General features: G+C 69.5%; 8 protein-coding genes. 5 read left to right on the forward strand and 3 right to left on the reverse strand.

The features are described 5' to 3' along the window. Window positions 1-616: glutathione S-transferase family protein (locus tag JWP28_RS12750; protein WP_299543402.1), on the reverse strand; the 616-nt coding region annotated here is incomplete at its 3' end. Window positions 617-807: 191 nt separating this feature from the next. Further along, window positions 808-1,551 (reverse strand): triose-phosphate isomerase, encoded by a 744-nt coding sequence (gene tpiA, locus JWP28_RS12755; RefSeq protein WP_299543403.1) that lies wholly within the window; start codon window positions 1,549-1,551, stop codon window positions 808-810. A 134-nt stretch (window positions 1,552-1,685) separates the two neighbouring features. Here tpiA and JWP28_RS12760 point away from each other — a divergent pair, with 134 nt between their 5' ends. Together JWP28_RS12760 and trpE are read left to right on the forward strand one after the other, a co-directional pair. Continuing rightward, window positions 1,686-3,626, forward strand: a complete 1,941-nt coding sequence (locus JWP28_RS12760) for a peptidylprolyl isomerase (RefSeq protein ID WP_299543405.1) — start codon at window positions 1,686-1,688, stop codon at window positions 3,624-3,626. Beyond that, the gene (gene trpE, locus JWP28_RS12765; RefSeq protein ID WP_299543407.1) at window positions 3,623-5,155 is read left to right on the forward strand and encodes an anthranilate synthase component I; all 1,533 of its coding nucleotides are present in this window, start codon (window positions 3,623-3,625) and stop codon (window positions 5,153-5,155) included. Before JWP28_RS12760 ends, trpE begins: the two co-directional genes overlap by 4 nt. Window positions 5,156-5,224: 69 nt before the next feature. On the opposite strand, the gene JWP28_RS12770 is transcribed toward trpE, so the two are convergent. Further along, complete coding sequence (locus tag JWP28_RS12770) at window positions 5,225-5,491, reverse strand: hypothetical protein (RefSeq protein WP_299543408.1); 267 nt, start codon at window positions 5,489-5,491, stop codon at window positions 5,225-5,227. 91 nt (window positions 5,492-5,582) lie between these two features. Here JWP28_RS12770 and JWP28_RS12775 point away from each other — a divergent pair, with 91 nt between their 5' ends. The 3 genes from JWP28_RS12775 to JWP28_RS12785 form a co-directional block, all read left to right on the forward strand. After that, window positions 5,583-6,731: a patatin-like phospholipase family protein gene (locus JWP28_RS12775; protein WP_299543409.1), complete on the forward strand. Its 1,149-nt coding sequence runs from the start codon at window positions 5,583-5,585 to the stop codon at window positions 6,729-6,731. Next, window positions 6,728-7,513, forward strand: coding sequence for a 3-hydroxybutyrate dehydrogenase (locus JWP28_RS12780; protein WP_299543411.1), 786 nt, complete (start codon window positions 6,728-6,730; stop codon window positions 7,511-7,513). The genes JWP28_RS12775 and JWP28_RS12780 overlap by 4 nt, the downstream gene beginning before the upstream one ends. A gap of 10 nt (window positions 7,514-7,523) precedes the next feature. Continuing rightward, window positions 7,524-7,978 (forward strand): aminodeoxychorismate/anthranilate synthase component II (locus JWP28_RS12785; protein WP_299543413.1); only part of this gene is annotated, 455 nt, incomplete at its 3' end.

The following is a 7,978-nucleotide window of genomic DNA, read 5'->3' on the forward strand; positions in this document are numbered from 1 at the left end:
CCATCTGGTCGGCGTGGGCCTTGGCGAAGGCTGGCCGGGCCGTGGCGCGCGCGACATAGCCGCGGCAGGCGGGATAGTCCGCCAGCCCGTCGAACCGATCGACCAGCCGCAGCACGTCCGCCATGAGGATGTCGGCGACGGAAAAGGTCCCCGCCAGCCATTCGCGGCCCGCCAGCACAGGCTCCATGTGCTGCAGCCGGGCCTTCAGGAACTGGTCGAACAGCCGCCACCCGGACGTGTCGCCGGTGTCGCCGGAGAACTTGAACAACGACCAGGGCAGGCTCGCCATCTCGACGGAATTGAGCGCCGCGAACAGCCATTCGATCGCGTCGCTGCGGCCGTGCGGATCGGCCGGCAACAACGCCGCGCTCCGCTCGCCCAAATGCAGCAGGATCGCCCCGCTCTCGAAGATCGAGAGGTCGCCGTCGGTCAGCCACGGCGCCTGGCCGAAGGGCTGATGCGCGAAGTGCTCGGCCATCCGCTCGCGGAAGGGCGTGCTTTCGACGCGATAGGGCAGGCCGGCCTCTTCCAGCGCCCAACGCACGCGCAGGTCGCGCACATAGCCGCGCGGCGTTTCGGGAACCCAGTCGAAGGTGGTGAGGACCAGGTCGACCATTCGCGATTTCCCTTTTGCGTGCTTCCTGAGCCAAGGACGCACCGGCCACGCCCCAGCCGACATTAAATATTGGCGGACGTCCACTTCCCAACCCGTCTCAGACATCCAGAGAGTCCGCTTGTCGGCCGGTCGCCGCGCCAAATCCAACACCCGTGACCTCACCGGCGCCTTCAGCCTTATGGGCACACGACCTAGACCGCGCGGATGATGCCCAGGAAATCCTCAGCCTTCAGCGAGGCGCCGCCGACCAGGGCGCCGCCGACCTCGGCTGCGTGCAGGATGTCCGCGGCGTTGTCGGGCTTCACCGAGCCGCCGTAGAGGATCGGCGGCTTGTCGCCGTCGTCGCCGAAGAGCTCCCGCAGGACGGCGCGGATGGCCCTGTGCATCTCCTCGATCTCGGGGAGGGTCGGCGTCAGCCCGGTGCCGATGGCCCACACCGGCTCGTAGGCGAGCGAGTAGGGCTTGCGGTCGAGTTCGCGGGGCAGCGACCCCCTCACCTGGCCGGTCACGACCTCCAGGGCCTTGCCGGCCTTGCGCTGCGCCAGGGTTTCGCCGACGCAGACGATCGGCTCCAGGCCCGCCCGCACCACGGCGCGGGCCTTGCGGGCGACCAGTTCGTCGGTTTCGCAGTAGCCGGCGCGCCGCTCGGAGTGGCCGACGATCACCAGCCTCGCGCCGGCGTCCGCCAGCATCTCGGCCGAGACGTCGCCGGTGAAAGCCCCGGACTCCTCGCTGTGGCAATCCTGCGCGCCCACCAGCACCGCCGTGCCCGCCAGGGCCTCGCTCATGCGCTGGATCAGGGTGGCCGGGGGACAGATCGCTACCCGCACATGCCGGCCGTCGAGCTGAGCGGCCACCGCGCGCGCCTCGGCGATCGAGGCGCCCGTGCCGTTCATCTTCCAGTTTCCGGCGATCAGGGGTGTCGGAGCGGTCATCGGGCCTCACTGCGGGTCGCGGCAATCGGCGGTGGGGGGCGGTTAAGCCAAGCTGGGCCGCATGTCACGCGCTTGCGGGTCGGCAGCGGCCTCCATATACCGGCGCGCACGCCCGCACCCCGGAAAGGGAATTCATGCTCGCTAAGATTCGCGCTTTCGCGAAATCGCCCTACGCCGCCGTCCTGATCGCCCTCCTGATCATCAGTTTCGCGGTGTTCGGCGCGAGAGACATGTTCCACGCCAAGGTCAGCAGCGACGTGATCACCGCCGGCTCGCGGTCAGTCAGCCCCGCGGCGTACAAGCGCGAATTCGACGGCTTCAAGGCCCAGGTCGAGCAGCAGGTCGGCCAGCCGATCACCCCTGAGATCGCCGCCGCCAACGGCCTGGACCGCCGGGTGCTGGAAGGTGTGGCGACGCGCGAAGCGTTCGCGGCCCTGCTGACCAAGATCGGCCTGCGGCCCTCCGACAAGCTGATCGCTGCGGAAATCCAGAAGATCCCCGCCTTCTTCGACCAGGTGTCCGGGCGGTTCGACAAGCAGTCCTACCTGCGCCGACTGCAGGACAACGGGCTGACCGCGGCGACCTTCGACGCCCGCATGCGAGACCAGATCACCGAGCAACAGGCCGCCACCGGACTGGTCGCAGGCCTGCGCGCGCCGCGCGCCTACACCGCGCTTGCCGCCATCTACGGGATGGAGAGCCGCGACCTGGGCTATTTCGGGATCGAGCCGTCGAGCGTGCCGCCGCCGGCGCCGCCGACCGACGCCCAGCTGACCCAGTTCATGAAGGAAAACGCCGCCGCCCTGACCCGGCCGGAGTTCCGGGTGCTCACCGTCGTGCGCTTCTCGCCTGCGCTGGTGGGCGCCAACCTCCCGATCGACGAGGCGGAGCTGAAGAAGCGCTTCGACTTCCGCAAGGACACCCTGTCTTCGCCGGAGACCCGCACCATCATCCAGATCCCGGTCAAGACCCCGGCCGCCGCCGGCCAGATCACTCAGGGCCTGGCCAAGGGTCTCGATCCGGCCGCGGTGGCCAAGGCGGCCGGCGTCGAGGCTATCACCTACGAGAACAAGCCGCAGACCGCGATCCCCGACCCCAAGGTGGCGGCGGCGGCTTTCCAGACGCCTGTCGGCCAGGCGGCTTTGGTGCGCGGCGACCTCGGGTCCGCGGTCGTCAAGGTGGTTTCCGTGACGCCCGGCCATGCCGTGACGCTTGAGGAGGTCCGCCCGGCGCTGGAGGCGGAGCTGCGCAAGGATGCGGCCACCGAGAAGGTCTATGCGCTGACCCAGGCCTATGATGACGCTCACCAGAGCGGCGCGAACCTGGCGGCCGCCGCCCAGAAGGCCGGCGTGCCGGCGGTGACCCTCGGTCCGCTCGCCCAGAACGGCCACGACGCGACCGGCCAGCCGGTGCAGGGCCTCACCCAGAAGCTGATGGAGACCGCCTGGTCGCTGCCCGCGGGCGGCGAGAGCGAGGTCGAGGACGCCGGCGGCGGCGAGTACTTCGCCGTGCGGGTGGAGAAGATCATCCCGCCCGCCATGCCGCCGCTCGCCGAGGTGCGGCCGAAGCTCGTCCAGGTGTGGATGCAGCGCGAGGTCGCCAAGGCGATGGAAGCCCGCGCGCAGGCGTTCGCCGACCGCGTGAAGAAGGGCGAGACCCTGGACGCCGTCGCCAAGGCTGCCGGCGCCGCCGTGACCCGCGTCCCGGGCATCGACCGCCGCACCGCCGGTCAGAACCCGATGCTGTCGCAGGACATGCTGGGCAAGCTCTTCACCTCGCGGCCCGGCGAGGCGTTCACCGCCGAGAACAGCCACTTCGGCTATGTGGTCGGCAGGCTGGAGGCGATCCATACCGGCGACGGTGTGACGATCGCGCAGACGGCGGAGAACCTGCGGCCGCAGATGACCCAGGCCCTCTATCGCGAACTCGGCGAGTCCGCCCACACCTACGCGCGGCGGAAGGTGAAGGTGACCGTCGACACCAACCGCGCCCGCCAGGCCATCGGCCTGGAGCCCATCGACCCCAAGGCCGCTTCGGCGTCGCGAGAGAAGGCCAAGCCGGCCTTGGCGAAATGATCGTCGAGCCTGCGTATCCGGCTTTCGAGCAGGCATACCAGGCGGGCGCGCCGCAGCTCGTCTGGACGCGCCTGATCGACGACCTCGAGACGCCGGTCTCGGCCTATCTGAAGATCGGCCACGGGCGCCCTTACGCCTTCCTGTTCGAGTCCGTGGAAGGCGGGGCCTTTCGCGCGCGCTATTCGATCATCACCCTCAATCCGGACCTCGTCTGGCGCTGCCGCGGCGACCGCGCCGAGATCGCCGAGGGGGAGGATATCGCGGCCGGCCGGTTCACGGCGCAGAAGGGCGGCGCGCTGGACAGCCTGCGCGACCTGGTGTCCGCCTCGCGGATCGAGCTGCCCGCCGGCCTGCCGCCGCCGTCCGCCGGCCTGTTCGGCGCCATGGGCTACGACATGATCCGGCTGGTCGAGCACTTGCCCGACGTCAATCCCGACCCGCTGGACCTGCCCGACGGGGTGATGACGCGGCCTTCGATCGTGGCGATCTTCGACGCCATCGCTCAGGAGATCATCCTGGTGACGCCGGCGCGCCCGAACGGGACGGGCGCGCGCGAGGCCTATGCGGCGGCTCAAGAACGCCTGCAGGCGGTGATGGCCGACCTCAAGCGGCCGGCGCCGGCCCTGGTCGGCGACGGCCAGCCGGAGCCCGACGCCTTCACCTCCCCGGTCAGCCGCGAGCGCTACTGCGAGATCGTCGAGCAGGCCAAGGACTACATCCGCGCCGGCGACGTCTTCCAGGTGGTGCCCAGCCACCGGTTCCGCAGCCCGTTCAGCCGCGACCCGTTCGCCCTCTACCGCTCGCTGCGGCGGATGAACCCCTCGCCGTTCCTGTTCTACCTGAACTTCGGGGACTTCCAGCTGGCCGGCTCCTCACCGGAGATCCTGGTCCGCCTGCGCGACGGCAAGATCACCATCCGTCCGATCGCCGGCACGCGGCCGCGCGGCGCAACGCCGGCCGAGGACCTGGCGCTGGAACAGGAGCTGATCGGCGACCCCAAGGAGCGCGCCGAGCACCTGATGCTGCTGGACCTCGGCCGCAACGACGTGGGCCGGGTGGCCATGCTGAAGGAGCGCGGCGCCAACGCACCGCCGCAGACTCCGAAATCGCCCCGCGTGCGGGTCACCGCCAGCTTTTTCGTCGAGCGCTACAGCCACGTCATGCACCTGGTCTCCAACGTCGAGGGCGATGCGCCGGACGGCCTCGATCCCGTCGACGTGGTGATGGCCGCGCTGCCCGCCGGCACGCTTTCCGGCGCGCCCAAGGTGCGGGCCATGGAGATCATCGACGAGTTGGAGATCGAGAAGCGCGGCGTCGGATACGCCGGCGGCGTCGGCTACTTCGGCTGCGACGGCTCGGTCGACACCTGCATCGTGCTGCGCACCGCGCTCTTCAAGGACCGGGTGATGTACGTCCAGGCCGGCGGCGGCGTGGTGGCCGACTCCGACCCTAACGCCGAATACGAAGAAACCCTGCACAAGGCCCGGGCTCTGCGCCGCGCGGCGGAAGAGAGCTGGCGCTTCGTCTGACCTAGTGTGCTGGATTTGAAGTTCGCCTCATTCACGGCCACACGCCGAGCGAACTTCGGAATCGGGACACTAGTTCGCGCCGCGCTGGTGGGCGACGTGCTCGCTGACCAGCGGCGGAGCGAGGATCATCGCCGTCGCGAAGGCGAGCGCCGAGACCGCCAGGAACGCCGCGGCCGCCAGCACCGGCCACATCCGCTGCGGCCGCTTGCGTCGGACGAGCAGGCCGCGGGCGCGGGCGATCTCATCGGCGTCGAGGGCGGAATCAGCGGGCGGCATGGGCTTGAGGATCGGCCCGGACGCCGGATCGCGCAACCGCTGAGCACGGCTTGGATTCACCCTTCACGCCGGTCATTGTGCGCCGCAATATCGCCGCGCCCCGGGTGCAGAGCCCGCACGATCCCGCTTCACAGGACGGACGGAGGCCCTTGTGACGACTCCCAATCACCGCCGTGTGCTGGTGCTGCAGGGTGGCGGAGCGCTCGGCGCCTATCAGGCCGGGGTCTACGAGGCCATGAGCCAGGCCGGGTCCGAACCCGACTGGCTGGCGGGGATCTCCATCGGCGCGGTCAACGCCGCGATCATCGCGGGCAATCCTCCGGGCGCACGGATCGAGCGGCTCAGGGAGTTCTGGAGCCTGGTGACCTCGGGCTGGTCGCCGAGCGGGCTCAGCAACCTGGACCAGTTCCGCGCCGCTTTGGGGGACGTCAGCATCGGCTGGGCGATGGCCACGGGCGTGCCGGGCTTCTTCACGCCGCGCGCGGTGTCGCCGCTGCTGCTGTCGGGCGGGCCGGAGGCGCTGAGCTACTATGATTCATCGCCCTTGAAGGCGACGCTCGAGCGGCTGGTCGACTTCGATCGGATCAACGCTCAAGAGACCCGCCTGAGCGTCGGCGCGGTCAACATCCGCACCGGCAACTTCGCGTACTTCGACAACGCCCACCAGAAGATCAGGCCGGAGCACATCATGGCGTCCGGCGCCTTGCCGCCCGGCTTGCCGCCCATCGAGATCGACGGCGAGTGGTACTGGGACGGCGGCCTCGTCTCCAACACCCCGCTGGAATACGTCCTCGACCAGGACGAGCAGGATGACCTGGTCATCTACCAGCTCGACCTGTTCAGCGCCCGCGGGCCCCTGCCCCGCACGATGCAGGAAGCCAGCGAGCGCGAGAAGGAGATCCGCTATTCCAGTCGGACGCGGCTGAACACCGACGCACAGCTGCGCATCCACCGCATGAAGACGGCCCTCGGCGGCCTGCTCAAGAACCTGCCGCCGGACCTCGCCGACGATCCCGAAATCAGGCTGCTCAGCCAGTTCGCCCGGGAGCCGTCGGTGATCGTCGTGCAGCTGATCTACCGCGACCGCCCCTACGAGGGCAGCTTCAAGGACGTCGAGTTCTCGCGCCAGACCATGCTCGACCATTGGGCGTCCGGGGTGACCGACGGCGAGTGCGCGATCGCGCGGCGCCGGCGCGATCCGACGCCTGCGCAGCCAGGCGCCGCCGTCGCCATCGATCCCGGCCGCGACCGGGACGCCGAAAAACCCTTCCGCCAGCCCGCAAAGGACGCCCGCCGATGATCCTCAAGTCCAAGACCGCCGTCGTCACCGGCTCCACCAGCGGCATCGGCCTCGCCATCGCCCGCGCCATGGCTGCGGAGGGCGCTAACGTCCTGATCAACGGCTTCGGCAAGCCGGAGGACATCGAGAAGGAGCGCGCCGCCATCGAGTCCGAGTTCGGGGTCAAGGCCATCCACTCGCCGGCCGACATGACCAAACCCGCCGAGATCGCCGCCATGGTCGCGCTGGCCGAATCGACCTTCGGCTCGGTGGACGTGCTGGTGAACAACGCCGGCATCCAGTTCGTCTCGCCGGTCGAAGAGTTCCCGATCGAAAAGTGGGATCAGATCCTGGCCATCAACCTGTCCTCGGCGTTCCACGCGATCCGCGCCGCGGTCCCGGGCATGAAGCAGCGCGGCTGGGGCCGGATCATCTCCACCGCCTCGGCCCACAGCCTCGTCGCCTCGCCGTTCAAGTCGGCCTATGTGGCGGCCAAGCACGGCATCGCCGGCCTGACCAAGACCGTGGCGCTGGAGCTCGCCACCCACGGCGTGACCGTCAACTGCATCAGCCCGGGCTACGTCTGGACCCCGTTGGTGGAGAACCAGATCCCCGACACCATGAAGGCCCGCGGCATGACCCGCGAGCAGGTGATCAACGAGGTGCTGCTGGACAGCCAGCCGACCAAGCAGTTCGTCACCGTCGACGAGGTCGCCGCCCTCGCCGTCTTCCTCTGCGGCGAGGCCGCCAAGCAGATCACCGGGGCCAATCTGTCGGTGGACGGCGGCTGGACGGCGGAATAAGGCTCCCCGCATGATCCTGGTGATCGATAACTACGACAGCTTCACCTACAACCTGGTTCACTACCTGAACGAGCTGGGCGCGGAGACGCATGTCGTGCGCAATGACGCGATCACCGTGCGCGAGGCGCTGGGGATGCAACCGCAGGGCGTGCTGCTGTCGCCGGGCCCCAAGACCCCCAACGACGCCGGCATCTGCCTGGCGCTGCTGGAGGCCGCGCCGGCCGACCTGCCGATCTTCGGCGTCTGCCTCGGCCACCAGGCGATCGGCCAGGCCTTCGGCGGCCAGGTGGTGCACGCCAAGGCGCTGATGCACGGCAAGACCAGCCAGATCCACCACGACGGCAAGGGCGTGTTCGCCGGCCTGAAGAACCCCTTCACCGCCACCCGCTACCACAGCCTGTCGGTGGAGAAGGGCGCGCTGCCCGAGGCGCTGGAGATCACCGCCTGGACCGAGGACGGCGAGAT

The sequence above is a fragment of the Phenylobacterium sp. genome (genome assembly GCF_028290885.1).
Classification (GTDB): domain Bacteria; phylum Pseudomonadota; class Alphaproteobacteria; order Caulobacterales; family Caulobacteraceae; genus Phenylobacterium.